This is a genomic window from Acidovorax sp. Root568 (genome assembly GCF_001427445.1).
Taxonomy (GTDB): domain Bacteria; phylum Pseudomonadota; class Gammaproteobacteria; order Burkholderiales; family Burkholderiaceae_C; genus Acidovorax; species Acidovorax delafieldii.
Genome location: NZ_LMGP01000017.1, coordinates 313721 through 327676, shown reverse-complemented (window position 1 = coordinate 327676; position 13956 = coordinate 313721). Strand labels below are relative to the sequence as shown.

Genomic DNA, 13956 nt, shown 5'->3' with positions numbered 1-13956 from the left:
GGGAGCGAACGCGTGTTGCTGTAGGGGGTAAGCCAACCACCCGCCGTGCACCAAGCCCCCGATGGGATGCGAAAGATACTAATTGTTTCAAATGACAGATTAGTGACTCAGCGAGAAACCTTCGCCGTTCAGGCCAATGCTTCAAATCGCTGTCATTTTGCTAGGATCGGCACCGAAATCTGTCCGTCTACTCAATGAACACGCGTGGATTTCACAGCACCTGAAATCGTGCATGCATATCGTTATTCATAAAAACCATTACATAAAACACATGAAATATATTTACCTTCTTTTGCTGGCGACCGTGGCCCTTGTGCAGGCGGGCCTGGCCAGCGCACAGACCGTGACGGGCGCTGGATCGTCGGCGGCAGCGCCCATCTACCGCAGCTGGGCCAAGGCCTATGCCAAGGCCACTGGCAGCGCGGTGGACTACGACCCGGTGGGTTCCAGCGCGGGCATGAAAAAAATCCAGCAGCAGGCCGTCGGTTTTGGCGCGACGGACGTGTACCCCGCAGAGAAGGACTTGCTGGAGCACGGCCTGCTGGCGCTGCCCGTGGCCATCACCGGCATCAGCCCCATCGTCAACCTGCCCAAGGTACAAAACACCCAGCTGCGCCTGACGGGTGAGGCTCTCAGCCGCATCTTCATGGGCGAGATTACCCGCTGGAACGCGGCAGAGATCGCCGCACTGAACCCCGATGTCTCCCTGCCCGACCTGCCGATCAAGGTGGTGGTGCGCGCCGATGGCTCGGGCACCACCTACAACTTTGCAGACTACCTGGGCAAGGTGAGCCCACAATGGAAATCATCGTACGGCGCCAAAACCAGCATCGCCTGGCCTGTGGGTGTGCTGGCCTTCAAGGGCAGCGACGGCGTAGCCAAGGGCGTGCGCGACACGGTGGGCGCCATCGGGTATGTGGACCACGGCTATGTGGCCGAATACGGCCTGACCACCGTGCAGATGAAAAATGCCGACGGCAGTTATGTCAAACCCTCCATCGACGCCTTCAAGGCGGCACTGACCAACAGCGATTGGTCGGCCACCGGAGTTTTCCACAGCACCTTGACGCAGCGGCCCGGTAAATCGGCCTGGCCAATCACCATGGGCACGTTTGTGGTGTTCCCCAAGGTCACGCAGAACCCCGACCAGACAGCCCAGGCGCTCCGGTTCATCCTCTGGTCGTTTCTCAATGGCGACACCTTGGTGCAAGAAAATAATTTTGTCCGCCTGCCAGACCGGGTTCAGGCGTCTGCATTCAAAATCATCACCTCCATCCGAGATAATCAAGGAAAACCGCTGGGCATGAGCTTGATATCCTCCCTCAATCGCCCCTCATAATCAATACACCCTCACTTGAATCATTGATTTTCCATTATTGGTGGATAACCTCTGCGCGCCCTTCATCCGGCGCGGCCCTGCGATGGGGATACCACGGGATAATGCAGCCACCATGGAAATCGAATTCAAGTTCTGCATCCCGCCCGACCGTCTGGCTGCCGTGCAAGCGGCAGTACGCCGGGGCCGGTGTGTCGCCATCCGCATGGAGGCCCGCTACTTCGACACGCCCGACGGCGCACTGGCGTCACGCGGCATAGCGTTTCGCCTGCGGCGCGAGGGCGACCAGTGGGTGCAAACCGTCAAGGCGCTGGGCGATGGTCCGCTGGACCGGCAGGAGCACAACGTCGCACGCGGCCCCGCCATAGAAGGCATCGCGCCCGAACCCCTGCCCCAGTTGCACAGTGGCACCGTGGCAGGCGCCCGGCTGCGGCAGGCCCTGCAAGCCGCTGGTGGCCCCCTCGTCGAAACCTATGGCACCGAGATGGACCGGCTGACACGCGATATCACCCGCCAGGGAGCGGTGGTCGAGCTGGCGCTGGACACCGGCCGGGTGGTGGCCCACCGGGGCACGCCCCAGCAGGCCGAGGCCCCCATTTGCGAGGTGGAGCTGGAACTCAAGGCCGGGCCGGTGGCGGGCCTTGCAGCGCTCGCCGCGCAGTGGGCCACGCGGCACGGGCTGTATCAGAGCACCGTGTCCAAGGCCGAACGGGGCGAGCGCCTGCTGGCACCAGCTGGCAGTCCATCGGGCATTCCCATTCCATCTGACAGCCCAGCCAGCAGCGGTTCGCCCCGCAAGGCCCGACCCCGGTCCCCCCTGTACCAACAACTGCCCGCCGGGCAGGCCCTGCAGCGCGCCGTGGTGGCGCAGTGCCTGCAGCAAATCCTGGGCCCCGCCAGCGACATTGCCGAAGGTGCGAGTGATGAGGAGCTGCTGCACCAGCTGCGCATCGGCATCCGCCGCCTGCGCACCGCCCTGCGCGAGCTGGCGCCGCTGGCCCCAGGCAACTTGGACCCCGCCTGGGAGCCGCCCCTGGTCCAGGTGTTCCAGCAGCTCGGCCACCTGCGGGACCGCAGCCAGGTGATGCAACGCATCGGTGCCGAACTGCAGGCCGCCGGAGCGCCGCCCCTGTCCACCCACCAGGGCGACAACACCGCGCTGGTGGCCCAGGCCGCACAACAGACCGTGCGCGATGCGGCCTTTCAGGAAGCGCTGGTGTATCTGATGGCCTTTACCACCCCAGGGCTGGACGCCACGGGCGACGCCGCAGCAGGCCTGGACGCCCGTGCCACGCGCCACCTGCTGCAGCAGCGCCTGCGCGCACTGCATGCCCAGGTGCAAAAAGGCGCACGGGGCTTTGCCACGCGCACGCCCCAGGCACAGCACCGGCTGCGCAAACGCCTCAAACGCCTGCGCTACCTCACAGAGTTCGTGGCGCCCGCGCTGGATGCACACAGCGCCCGGTTTCTGGACAGCCTGCAGCCAGCGCTGTCGGCATTGGGCCGCCTCAATGACGAGCGTTTGGCGGCAGCGCTGTACCGCGAGCTTGCAGAGTCCGGCGACCTGAAGGCCTGGTTTGGCGCAGGTTGGCTGGCGGGGCGGCAGGCCCAGTCGGTGGCGGCTTGTGAGCAAGCCCTGGGCCAGATGGAGGAAGCCCCCCGCTTGCGCAAAACCGGCAAACGCTGAAGGGACACCCACACGGCACAATGGCCCGCATGACGGCCTCTCCTCCTTCGCGGCGCCAGCCGCCCTCCGCGTCCCGCCACCCCTCTGCGCACACTACCCAGCGCCCCACGCCAGACAAAGACCAGATCGCGCTGCTGGAACCCTTTGAACGCCTGGGCATGGACCGCATTGCGCTGGTCGCCACGCCTGCACAGGCCGACCAGGCTTGCCAGGCGCTGGCCAGCGCCAGTGCCTGGGGTTTTGACACCGAATCCAAACCCACCTTTGTGCGCGATGAGCCGTCGGACGGGCCGCACATCGTGCAACTGGCTACGCTGGAGCGGGCCTGGGTGTTCCAGCTGCACGACCCCGGCTGCCGAGCGCGCGTGGCCGAGCTGCTGGCCCTGCAGGGTGTGACCAAGGCGGGCTTTGGGCTGGGTGACGACACCAAGCGCATCCAGCACAAGCTGGGCGTGCAACCGGCCGATGTGCTGGAGCTGAACACCGTGTTCCGCCAACGCGGCTACCGCAAGGACATGGGCGTGAAAGGGGCCGTGGCGGTGCTGTTCAACCGGCGCTTTATCAAGTCCAAAAAAGCCGCCACCTCCAACTGGGCCAACGCCCGGCTGAGCGAGGCCCAGCTGGTCTACGCGGCCAACGACGCGTGGGCAGCGCTGCGGGTGTTCAACGCCCTGAATCTGTCCGCCTGAGGGACAAGGACGGCACAGCCTCCGTGACCCATCACGGCAGTCGCCATCCTATATTCACTATCAAAAATATAGCTGCTCATGCATATTCCACTAGCGCTACCAGCCAAGAAGGCCTCAACAACACGCCTGACAGGCCCTGTGAAACCCTGTGAGCCCCTGCAGGCGATGTACGCACCGACCTACAGCCGGGCTGCCAGCCGCGCCGCCTGGTCGATGGCGCGCTTGGCGTCCAGCTCGCCGGCCTCCAGCGCACCACCGATGAGGTGGGGCTTGCGGCCCTGGGCCTCCAGGTCCTGCGCCAGGCTGCGCAACGGCACCTGGCCCGCGCACAGGACCACGGTGTCGCAAGGGATCCAGGTCGGGTCTTCGCGCTTCTCGCCGTACGAGACCAGCAGCCCTTCGTCGGCAATGCGCTCGTAGTTCACGCCACCCACCATCTCCACCGCTTTCATCTTGAGCACGGTGCGGTGGATCCAGCCCGTGGTCTTGCCCAGGCCGCCGCCCAGCTTGCCCTTCTTGCGCTGCAGCAGCGTCACCTGCCGTGCAGGGGGCGTCACACGCGGGCCGCTGGCGGCCAGGCCACCGCGCGCCTCGGCCGGGTCGGTGATACCCCATTCGGCCTTCCAGGCGGGCAAATCGAGCGTGGTGGAGGGGTGCTCACCATGCGTGAGGAACTCGGCCACATCAAAGCCGATGCCGCCCGCGCCGATGATGGCCACGCGCTCGCCCACCGGCTTGCCGTGGCGCAGCACGTCGATATAGCTCAGCACCTTGGGGTGGTCCTGGCCGGGGATCTTCGGGTCGCGCGGCTCCACACCGGTAGCGACGATGACCTCGTCAAAGCCCGCCAGGTCGGCGGCCAACACGCGCTCGTTCAGGTGCAGTTGCACGCCTGTGTCCTCCACGCGTGTGGCCAGGTAGCGCAGCATTTCGTGGAACTCTTCCTTGCCCGGAATCACCTTGGCCATGTTGAGCTGGCCGCCGATGGCGGGCGCTGCGTCGAACAGGTGGACCTCGTGCCCACGCTCAGCAGCCACCGTGGCGGCGGTGAGGCCTGCAGGCCCCGCGCCCACCACGGCGATGCGCTTGCGCGATGCGGGCGTGGCAATCGGGCGATAGACCAGCTCCGTTTCATGGCAAGCACGCGGGTTGACGAGGCAGCTGCTGGTCTTGTTCTGGAACACATGGTCCAGGCAGGCCTGGTTGCAGGCGATGCAGGTGTTGATGCGGTCGGCCCGTCCTTGCGCAGCCTTCTTCACAAACGCCGCATCGGCCAGCAGGGGCCGCGCCATGGACACCATGTCGGCGCAGCCATCGGCCAGCACCTGCTCGGCCACCTCGGGCGTGTTGATGCGGTTGGACGTGACCAGCGGCGTGGTGATGCCTGCCGCCGCAAACTCGGCCTTCATCTTTTGCGTGACCCAGGCAAACGCTGCGCGCGGCACGCTGGTGGCAATGGTGGGCACCCGCGCCTCGTGCCAGCCAATGCCGGTGTTGACGATGTTCGCCCCGCCCGTGGCCACGGCCTTGCCCAGGGTGACGATCTCGTCCCACGCACTGCCGCCAGGCACCAGGTCGATCATCGACAGGCGGTAGATGATGATGAAGTCCGACCCCACGGCCTCGCGCATGCGGGCCAGAATCTCCACCGGCAGCCGCATGCGGTGGCTGTAGTCGCCGCCCCAGGCATCGCGCCGCAGGTTGGTGGCTTGCGACAGAAACTGGTTGATGAAATAGCCCTCCGAGCCCATCACCTCCACGCCGTCGTAGCCCGCCTCGCGCGCCTTCACTGCACAGCGCACGAAGGCGCGGATCTGTCGCTCCACCCCGCTCGCCGACAGCGCGAACGGCGTGAACGGCGAAATCGGCGACTGCAGCCGCGACGGCGCCACCGCCAGCGGGTGGTAGGCATAGCGGCCCGTGTGCAGGATCTGCAGGGCGATCTTGCCGCCCGCCTCGTGCACGGCCTCGGTCACCACGCGGTGGCGCTTGGCCGCGCCAGAGGTCGCCAGCGTGCCCGCAAACGGTTTGGCCCAGCCCGCGATGTTGGGTGCGAACCCGCCCGTCACGATCAGGCCCACATCTCCCTCGGCCCGCTCGCGGAAGTACGCCGCCATGCGAGACAGGTCGCGCCCGTCCTCCAGCCCGGTGTGCATGGAGCCCATGAGCACACGGTTCTTGAGGGTGGTAAAGCCCAGATCGAGCGGGGCAAGCAGGTGCGGGTACAACGCGGCACCAGGCATGGAGGCAGCGGCGGCTGGAGCGGCCATGGGAGGAGAGGAATGCATGGAAGGATCGTGGACTAGAAGTATTTTCTAGAACTTTATTCTAGAATCCCGTTCCATGGCAAGCCGCAATTCCCCGTCCCCCACCTCATCCCCTGCCGACGCAACCACCGACCGCCGCCAGGACATCCTCGCCGCCGCCCTGGCCTGCGCGGCCGAAGGCGGCGTGGATGCAGTCACCATCGACGGAGTGCGGGCGCGCTGCGGGGCCAGCGTGGGCAGCATCTATCACCACTTTGGCAACCGCGACGGCATCGTGGCAGCGATGTTCTTCGAGATCTTTCACGACCAGTCGCGCAGCGTGCAGGCGCACCTCGATGCCGCCCAGGGCGTGGAGGCGGGCGTGTTGGCCCTGGTCACGGGCTACCTGGATTGGGTGGTGGCGCAGCCCGAACGGGCGCGGTTCCTGTTCCAGGCGCGCGGCGCAGTGGCAGCGGGCCCGCGCACGCCCGACCTGGCCGAGGCCGCACGGCGCCGCAACCAGGCGCTGGTGGCCTGGTTCGAGCCGCACCGCCGGTCCGGCGCGCTGCGCGACCTGCCGTGCGAGCTGATGCCATCGCTGGTGATGGGGCCGGTGCAGAGCTATTGCAGGGCCTGGCTATCAGGCAATGTGGCCCAGGGCGGTTTGCCCTCGCCGACTACCTACCGCACCGAGCTGGCCGAGGCCGCCTGGCGGTCCGTCAGGGCGTAGACCGAGCGATCGGATCAGCTCCGATCAGTAATGCGGCGGCAGCTCGTCGCGCAGGTTGCGCGGGCCGTTCGAGCCGCCTTCGGGCGCCTGCTGGCGCAGCTGGATGACCTCGTGCGTCAACCGATCGATCAGTTGCTGCTGCAGGTAGATGGTCATGTTCAGCTGGTCCAGCAGGTCTTCGGTAAAGCTGGCCTTGATCTCCAGGCTTTCGAGGCGCTGGAGAACGTTGGCGAGATCGTTGGTGTCGGACATGGAGGCGTCAGATCGCCTGGCCCAGGCGCGCGACGCCTTCGCGGATCTTGTCCACATCGGCCGTCGCAAACGACAGGCGGAAGGTGGCGTGGTCGGGGTTGGCGCAGAAGAACGGCGTGCCAGGCACAAAGGCCACACCCTTTTCAATCGCGCGCTTGGCCAGCACGTTGCCATCGGCCACCTTGCCGCCTGCCCCTGTGAGGCGCGCCCACACGAACAGGCCGCCCTGGGGCTGCACAAATTCGATGGCATCGCCCAGTTCCTTGCGCAGCGCGTCGCCCATGGCCTGGGCGCGCTCGGCGTACACCTTGCGCACATGGGCCAGCGTGCCGGGCATGCGGCCGGCCTTGAGGTACTGCGCGGCCGTGGCCTGCGCAAAGGTGCTGGTGTGTGCATCGCTGAACTGCTTGCACATGGTGGCCTTGCCCAGCAACTCGGCCGGGGCAATCATCCAGCCCACGCGCAGGCCGGGCGACAGCACCTTGCTCAAAGACCCGCAGTGCACCAGCAGCTCTCGGCTGCCGGGCACAGTGGCCGACAGGTTCAGCAGGCTGGGGGGTGGCGCGTCACCAAAGTACAGGTCGCCGTAGGGGTCGTCCTCGACGATCAGGGTGTTGTGCTTAACCGCCATCTCCAGCACGGCCTTGCGGCGCTCCAGGCTCAGCATGGCGCCGCTGGGGTTGCCGAAGGTGGGGATCAGGTAGACGAATTTCGGCTTGTGCTCGGCGATCAGCTTTTCCAGCTCGTCGGTCTTCACGCCGTTGCCATCGATGGGCGCGCTGATGAGTTCGGCGCCGTACAGGCGAAAGCACTGGATGGTGGCGAGGAAGGTCGGGCCTTCCACAATCACCTTGTCGCCGGGGCTGATGAGGGTTTTGCCCAGCAGATCCAGCGCCTGCTGGCTGCCGGTGGTGACGATGAGGTTGTCGGCCGCGACATCCTTGGCGCCCTTGCTGGTCATGAAGGCGGCCAGTTGCTCGCGCAGCGGGTTGTAGCCCTCGGTGGCACCATATTGCAATGCTGCGCCGGGCTCTTCGGCCAGGGCGGCGTTGCTGGCTGCGCGGATGCCTTCCACGTCAAACATCGCGCTGTCCGGAAAGCCACCCGCAAAGCTGATGATGCCGGGCTTGCCCAGCAGCTTGAAAAGCTCGCGGATGGCGGAGGTTTCTACGTTGTTCAGGCGGTCGGCAAATTGCATGGCGTGGACAGAAGTGGTTGGCAACAAACTCTGCATTGTCGCCAATTGCGACGCAGGATTCATGCGGTGTCTTTCCAAGAGGCTCTAAACTGGGTTTTCCGTCCACCGCCACTGCCCTGCCCGCCATGACCCTGACCCTCCGCACCCTGCCCTGCATGCGCCTTGCCACCATGCGCCACACCGGCGCCTACGGCCACCCGGGCCTGACCGAGTTGTGGGAGCGTTTTGGCAGCTGGTGTGCCGCCCATCGGCTGAATGATCCGCGCCCCAAGTTCTATGGCTTCAGCCACGACGACCCGGCCTGCACGCCGCCCGAGCAGTGCCGCTATGACGCAGCGGTGCAGATTGGCGTGGGCCTGCGCACCGGGCCCGATGTGCAGGTGATGGACTACGAAGGCGGCGACTACGCCTGCATGCACTTTGTGGGCACGGGACCCGAGATTGCCGCCGCCTGGGCGCAGATGGGCACGCCGGGCCAGATCCCCGACGGCTGGGAATGGGAGCCCCGCGCTGCGCTGGAGATCTACGACGAGGACTTTGCGGTGGACCCGGCCACGGGGCGCTTTCCGTGCTGGCTGTGCATTCCGGTCAAGCGGACGCGCTGAATCCCATAGGGTTGCGCTGACGGGCCGGGTAGCCCTTTTCAGCGCCGACCGTCAATCCACCCGGATATCCGCCCGTGCCGCCACGGCACGCATCAGTGGCAGCTCGCGCTCAATGCGCGCGCGCAGCGCGTCGCCATTGCCACCCAGCGGCGTCAGGCCGATGTCCACCATCTTCTTCTTGAACTCCGCCGAGGCCATGGTCTCGGCCAGGGCCTTTTCCAGTTTCTTCTGCACGGGTGCGGGCAGGCCCGCCGGGCCTACGAAGGCAAACCACGATCCCATGTCAAAGCCGGGGTAGCCGCTTTCGGCCACCGTGGGCACATTGGGCAGCAGGGCCAGGCGCTGCGGGCTGAGCGCCGCAATCGCCTTGATCTTGCCGGACTTGATGAGCGGCGTGGACGCCACCACCGTGTCCACCGCCAGTTGCACCTGCCCACCCATTAGCGCCGTGAGACTGGGCGAGCTGCCGTTGAAAGGCACGTGCATCATCGGAAACCCTGCAGTGGTCTTGAGCATCTCGGCGCCAAAGTGCACCGACGAGCCCGTGCCATAGGAGCCGTACGAGAACTTGTCCGGCGCGGCCTTGGCCTGGGCCACGATGTCCTTGAGCGACTGCCCCGGGGTGTCGTTGTGGGCCACCAGCAGCAGCCCCATGTCGGCCACCAGGGCCAGGGGCGTGAAGCTTTTGATGGGGTCGTACGGCAGGTTGGTGCGGATGGCCGGGTTCATGGTGAGCGTGGTGTTGGACCCGAGCAGCAGCGTGTACCCGTCAGCGGGCGCCTTGGCCACCATGGACGCCGCCACCACGGTGCCCGCGCCGGGCCGGTTCTCGACCACCATGGGCTGCCCCAGACGCTCTCCCAGGGCCGTAGCCAGCAAACGTCCCAGGATGTCGGTGGCTCCGCCTGGGGCAAAAGGCACGACCAGCTTGATGGGCCGGTCGGGGTAAGTCTGTGCCTGCGCCAGGCCGGGCGCGCCCAGCACCAGGGCGCTGAGCAGAAGACTCGATACGAAGCGGGAACGCAGCATGGTGAAGCTCTCCAGAAAGCACGTTGACAAAAGCGGGGGGTAGCGGGGGTTCACGGTGGGAGACGGAATGGCGAGCAGCGAGGCCCAGGTCACCCCAGCAAAGGGCTGCGCTGGCGCGCGTACCCACTGGCCTGGTCGTAGGCATGGCCGATCTGCAGCACGGCGGCGTCAGACTGTGCCGGGCCGATGATCTGCAGCCCCGCAGGCAGGCCGCCGGGGCCAAAGCCTGCGGGGGCTGCCAGCGCGGGCAGGCCGGCCATGGTGGCGGGCACCACGGTCTCCATCCAGCGGTGGTAGGTGTCCATGGTGCGGCCGCCGACCTCGTGGGGCCAGTCCAGCCCGGCATCGAAGGGGAAGACCTGCGCAGCGGGCAACACCAGAAAATCGAATTGCTCGAACAGGCCGCGCAGCACCTGGTACCACGCGCTGCGCACGCGGGCCGCGTCGTACACCTGCAGGGCCGTCAGGCGCATGCCACGCTCGATCTCCCACACCGCCTCGGGCTTGAGCAGCGCATGCGTGGCCGGGTTGCGATACAAGGCCGCATTGGCCCCTGCCACGCTGAAGCTGCGCAAGTCGATCCATGCGTTCCACAGCTGTTCCAGATTGAATGCGGGCGCCACAGATTCCACGGTGCAACCCACCGTGCGGAAGTGTTCCAGCGCCTGCTCGCAGGTGGCCAACACGCCCGGCTCGGTGGGCAAATGGCCGCCCAGGTCATCCAGCCAGCCGATGCGCGCACCGCGCCAGTCGCGCTCCAGCGGCTGGCCCAGCAGGGCCACGTCCTCATGGCGCCGCGTGAGCGGCAGGCGTGCATCAAAACCTGCCTGCACCGACAGCAGCAGCGCCAGGTCCGGGATGTTGCGCGCCATGGGCCCGGCCACGCTGAACTGCTGGAAGAACACTTCCTCCGTCGGCCCGTGCGGCACCAGGCCGAACGAGGTACGCAGGCCGTATACGTTGTTGAACGCCGCTGGCGTGCGCAGCGAGCCCATCATGTCCGAGCCATCGGCCACAGGCAGCATGTGCAGGGCCACTGCCACGGCAGCGCCGCCACTGCTGCCGCCTGCCGACACTGCCGGGTTGTGGGCGTTGCGCGTGGTGCCATACACCGGGTTGTAGGTGTGCCCGCCCAGGCCAAACTCGGGCGAGTTGCTGCGGCCGATGAACAGTGCGCCGCCTGCGCGCATGCGCTCGAACACCACCGCATCGGTGGCCGAGACCTGCCCGGCAAAGATGGGCGAGCCCCGCGTGGTGACCATGCCTGCGGCGGGCATGATGTCCTTGGGCGCCTGCGGAAACCCATGCAGAGGGCCCAGGCTCTCGCCGCGCGCCAGTTGCGCATCGCGCTCTGACGCCTGCGTGCGCAGGGCGTTGCGGTCCACCATCGCCACCAATGCATTCACCACGGGGTTCAGCCGGTCCACCTGGGCCAGGTAGGCGTCCAGCACCTCGGTGCAGGAGACCTCCCGTGCATGGATGGCGCGCGACAGTTCGGTGGCCGTGTAGTCCACGATGTGGCTGGGGGTGCCACCCGGGGTGACGCTGTTTGCAGGAGGCATGGGGGCTGGGGCCGGTGAATGTGTCATTGGTGAGTCAGCATAAGCAGCATGCTGCGTTTCGACAATCAACGATTTCTGGGGTTATCTTTGCGTTTTACGCAATCCACACCCCGAAAGACCCCCATGCTTTCCAGCCGCTTGCAGGACACGGCGCTGCGCTACTTTCTGGAGGTGGTGCGCAGCGGCTCGGTCAGCGAGGCCGCCGCGCGCCTCAATGTGTCGCCTTCGGCCGTGAGCCGCCAAGTCGCCGCCCTCGAAGACCTGCTGGGCGTGCCGCTGTTTGACCGGCGCCCACGGGGCATGGCGCCCAGCGCGGCGGGCGAGCTGCTGGCCGCCCATGCGCGGCGCGGCGCGCTGGAGGCCGACCGCGTGGTCTCCGACATCCAGGCGCTGCAGGGCCTGCGCACGGGGCTGGTGCGCATCTGCAGCTCTGCGGGTTTTGCCATCGAGTTCCTGCCCCGCGTGATGGCTCAGTTCCGCCTGCAGTACCCCGGCATCCAGTTCCACCTGCGCGTGGCCAGCCCCGCAGCTGTGACCGTGGCGGTGCTCAACGGCGATGCGGACATTGGCCTGACCTACAGCCGCTCCGCCGAGCGGGACATCACCGTGCAGCACCGCCAGGCCGCGCCCGTCATTGCCATCATGCGGCCTGACCACGCGCTCGCACGCGCCCACTCCGTCACGCTGGCGCAGATGCACGCCTACCCCATCGCCCTGCCCGAGCGCGACAACACCGTGCGCCAGCTGTTCGACATCGGCTGCAGCCAGCGGGGCCTCGTCTTTGAGCCCGCCCTGGTGTGCAACCACTTCGAGACGCTGATGCACTTTGTGCTGCATGGCGGCGGCCTGTCCATCTCGGGCGAGGTGACGGTGCGCGATCGGGTGCAGCGCGGCGAAATGCATGCCGCCCAGATCCGCGAGCCCGGCATGAGCGCCCGCGCCGCCGAGCTGCAGACCCTGAGCGGCCGCACCCTGCCCGCTGCCGTGCGCATGTTCCTGGAGTTCCTGCAGGCGCAGCTGCGGGACAATGCGCCACCGGCCACGCCCGCCAAAAGAAGCCAGCCCCCTGCCCCACCCCGCCAACGATGATGATGAAAACCGCCCAGATCGAGCCCTTCTTCGCCACCCTCAAGGCGGCCAACCCTATGCCCAACACGGAGCTGGAATACACCACTCCGTTCGAGCTGCTGGCCGCCGTGCTGCTGTCGGCCCAGGCCACTGACGTGGGGGTGAACAAGGCCACGCGCAAGCTGTTCCCTGTGGCAGGCACGCCCCAGGCCATCCTGGATTTGGGACTGGAGGGGCTAGAGGGCTACATCAAGACCATCGGCCTGTACCGCACCAAGGCCAAGAACCTGATGGAAACCTGCCGCATCCTGGTGGAGCAGCACGGCAGCGTGGTGCCCCGCACGCGCGAGGCGCTGGAGGCCCTGCCCGGCGTGGGCCGCAAGACGGCCAACGTGGTGCTGAACGTGGCCTTTGGCCAGCCCACGATGGCGGTGGACACGCACATCTTTCGCGTGAGCAACCGCACAGGCCTGGCACCGGGCAAGAACCCGCTGGCGGTGGAGCTGCAGCTGATGAAGCGCGTGCCCGCCGCCTATGCGGTGGACTCGCACCACTGGCTCATCCTGCTGGGCCGCTATGTGTGCCAGGCGCGCAAGCCGCGCTGCTGGGAATGTGTGGTGAGCGAGTATTGCGACTACCGGCCGAAGACGCTGGCGCCTTAACGCGCAGAAAGCACAGCGCTTCAAATTTCATAGCAACCAGCGCATATTCTTCTAGCGCATCCAGCCAAAACACTCAAAACCTGCGCTCTGGCGAAGATTCCCAGCCCTTGCGCAACCGCCAGCCCACAAGGCCGGGTCAGCCAACGCAGCGGGTGCCCAGCGCCGCCATTTCCTGCGACACCCCCACCCAGGCCACATCAAACCCAGCCACCTTGCGCTCCGGCGGCACGGGGTGCGCGCGCAGCGCCCAAGTGGCACCGGCCACCACGCTGTCGATCACGGGCACCGACACCTGCGGCTGCACGGCGGCAGCCATGCCTGCCAGCCCCGCCCCACCCAAAATGACGGCCTGCACCCCCATCTGCCGCACCACGTCCCTGCAGGCCTGGGCCAGCAATGCGCGGGCCGCCTCGGGGTCTGCGGCCAGTTGCGCCCCGGTGGGGGCGACGGTGTGAATGCCTGCCAGTGCGTGGGCGTGGCCCAGCGCCTGGGCCAGGCGCTGCAGCATGGGGCCCCAGCGCTCGCCGCCGGTGACGATGGCAAAGCGGCCGTGGCGCGCAGCCTCGATGAATGACGCTTCGGCCAGGCCGGTGACGGGCACCGGACTGCTCTCGCGCAGCGCCATCAGGCCGGGGTCGCCAAAGCAGCCGATCAGCACCGCGTCGGGCGGGGTCTGGGGCTGTGCGATCTCATGCGCCCACACATCGAGCGCGGCGTGGGCCGCCACGGCATAGCTCGCCTCGCACGCGATGTACGGTGCGCCAAAGCGGGCCGTGGCCGTGCGCACCGCCACATGCGAGCCCGCAGCCCCCTGCACATGCCGCAGCAGCAAGGCACTGACATGGGCCGACATGTTGGGGTTGATGACGAGCAGTTGGCGCATGGGCAAGCG

The 13956-nt window shown here is 67.0% G+C and carries 13 protein-coding genes; 7 read left to right on the top strand and 6 right to left on the bottom strand.

Annotation, left to right across the window (positions count from 1 at the left end; translation table 11 throughout):
• Positions 1 to 271: 271 nt before the first annotated feature.
• The 3 genes from pstS (at position 272) to ASD75_RS17695 (ending at position 3712) form a co-directional block, all read left to right on the top strand.
• On the top strand, positions 272 to 1339 hold the full coding sequence (pstS, locus tag ASD75_RS17705; RefSeq protein ID WP_056747183.1) for a phosphate ABC transporter substrate-binding protein PstS: 1068 nt from the start codon (positions 272 to 274) through the stop codon (positions 1337 to 1339).
• A gap of 112 nt (positions 1340 to 1451) precedes the next feature.
• Positions 1452 to 3023: a CYTH and CHAD domain-containing protein gene (locus ASD75_RS17700; RefSeq protein ID WP_056747182.1), complete on the top strand. Its 1572-nt coding sequence runs from the start codon at positions 1452 to 1454 to the stop codon at positions 3021 to 3023.
• A 20-nt stretch (positions 3024 to 3043) separates the two neighbouring features.
• Positions 3044 to 3712, top strand: a complete 669-nt coding sequence (locus ASD75_RS17695) for a 3'-5' exonuclease (protein WP_056747181.1) — start codon at positions 3044 to 3046, stop codon at positions 3710 to 3712.
• A 179-nt stretch (positions 3713 to 3891) separates the two neighbouring features.
• On the opposite strand, the gene ASD75_RS17690 is transcribed toward ASD75_RS17695, so the two are convergent.
• On the bottom strand, positions 3892 to 5955 hold the full coding sequence (locus tag ASD75_RS17690; protein WP_056747225.1) for an NADPH-dependent 2,4-dienoyl-CoA reductase: 2064 nt from the start codon (positions 5953 to 5955) through the stop codon (positions 3892 to 3894).
• Between the two features lie 100 nt (positions 5956 to 6055).
• Here ASD75_RS17690 and ASD75_RS17685 point away from each other — a divergent pair, with 100 nt between their 5' ends.
• A complete protein-coding gene (locus ASD75_RS17685) occupies positions 6056 to 6688 on the top strand; it encodes a TetR/AcrR family transcriptional regulator (protein WP_056747180.1) in 633 nt (210 codons plus the stop codon).
• A gap of 24 nt (positions 6689 to 6712) precedes the next feature.
• Here ASD75_RS17685 and ASD75_RS17680 read toward each other — a convergent pair whose 3' ends face one another.
• The gene (locus ASD75_RS17680) at positions 6713 to 6940 is read right to left on the bottom strand and encodes a SlyX family protein (protein ID WP_056747179.1); all 228 of its coding nucleotides are present in this window, start codon (positions 6938 to 6940) and stop codon (positions 6713 to 6715) included.
• Positions 6941 to 6947: 7 nt separating this feature from the next.
• A complete protein-coding gene (locus ASD75_RS17675) occupies positions 6948 to 8138 on the bottom strand; it encodes a PLP-dependent aminotransferase family protein (protein WP_056747178.1) in 1191 nt (396 codons plus the stop codon).
• 125 nt (positions 8139 to 8263) lie between these two features.
• Here ASD75_RS17675 and ASD75_RS17670 point away from each other — a divergent pair, with 125 nt between their 5' ends.
• The gene (locus tag ASD75_RS17670; protein ID WP_056747177.1) at positions 8264 to 8743 is read left to right on the top strand and encodes a GyrI-like domain-containing protein; all 480 of its coding nucleotides are present in this window, start codon (positions 8264 to 8266) and stop codon (positions 8741 to 8743) included.
• 51 nt (positions 8744 to 8794) lie between these two features.
• Here ASD75_RS17670 and ASD75_RS17665 read toward each other — a convergent pair whose 3' ends face one another.
• Entirely contained in the window at positions 8795 to 9772 is a 978-nt protein-coding gene (locus tag ASD75_RS17665; RefSeq protein ID WP_056747176.1) for a tripartite tricarboxylate transporter substrate binding protein, read from the bottom strand.
• Positions 9773 to 9861: 89 nt separating this feature from the next.
• The gene (locus tag ASD75_RS17660) at positions 9862 to 11334 is read right to left on the bottom strand and encodes an amidase (protein WP_156401047.1); all 1473 of its coding nucleotides are present in this window, start codon (positions 11332 to 11334) and stop codon (positions 9862 to 9864) included.
• 123 nt (positions 11335 to 11457) lie between these two features.
• Here ASD75_RS17660 and ASD75_RS17655 point away from each other — a divergent pair, with 123 nt between their 5' ends.
• Positions 11458 to 12423, top strand: coding sequence for a LysR family transcriptional regulator (locus tag ASD75_RS17655; protein WP_056747174.1), 966 nt, complete (start codon positions 11458 to 11460; stop codon positions 12421 to 12423).
• 2 nt (positions 12424 to 12425) lie between these two features.
• Complete coding sequence (gene nth, locus ASD75_RS17650) at positions 12426 to 13064, top strand: endonuclease III (protein ID WP_056065129.1); 639 nt, start codon at positions 12426 to 12428, stop codon at positions 13062 to 13064.
• Between the two features lie 136 nt (positions 13065 to 13200).
• On the opposite strand, the gene ASD75_RS17645 is transcribed toward nth, so the two are convergent.
• Complete coding sequence (locus tag ASD75_RS17645; RefSeq protein ID WP_056747173.1) at positions 13201 to 13947, bottom strand: aspartate/glutamate racemase family protein; 747 nt, start codon at positions 13945 to 13947, stop codon at positions 13201 to 13203.
• Between the last annotated feature and the right edge of the window lie 9 nt (positions 13948 to 13956).